The 539-nt window shown below is 46.9% G+C and carries 1 protein-coding gene; it reads left to right on the forward strand.

The window, feature by feature from the left end; genetic code table 11:
• Positions 1-176: 176 nt before the first annotated feature.
• A partial coding sequence (locus tag R7Q11_RS28850) for an SDR family NAD(P)-dependent oxidoreductase (RefSeq protein WP_225467306.1) occupies positions 177-539 on the forward strand: 363 nt, incomplete at its 3' end.

The raw sequence follows: 539 nt of genomic DNA on the forward strand, positions 1-539 counted from the left end.
TAATTTTGTGGAAACGTTTACACAATTTGAATTCGATCACGGATCTGGATCGAGATTGGTTGCTAGACTTTTAGCCAGTTAAGAAATGGGCGTACTGATTCGATGCAATAGCGATTGGCTTTTAGCGCATCAGAGTGAGGTATGAACAGAAAGCAGCAAACGTGGAGAAGCAAAAAGTGAAAGTTCTTGTCACAGGCGGTATGGGATACATCGGTAGTCACACTTGCGTTCAGATGATTGAAGCGGGAATGGAACCTATCATCGTTGATAACTTGTGTAACGCCAAACTGGAAGTGTTAAACCGTATTGAAGCGCTGACTGGCAAACAGCCTGCGTTCCACCAAGGTGACATCCGTGACGAAGCCTTTTTGGATACGGTATTCGCGCAGCACGACATCCAAGCCGTGATCCACTTTGCTGGCCTTAAAGCGGTTGGCGAATCGGTGGCAAAACCACTTGAGTACTACGACAACAACGTCAATGGCTCATTGGTGTTAGCGCGCAGCATGCGTAAAGCGGGCGTGAAAAGCATCGTATTC

It is taken from the genome of Vibrio sp. 970 (assembly GCF_033339075.1).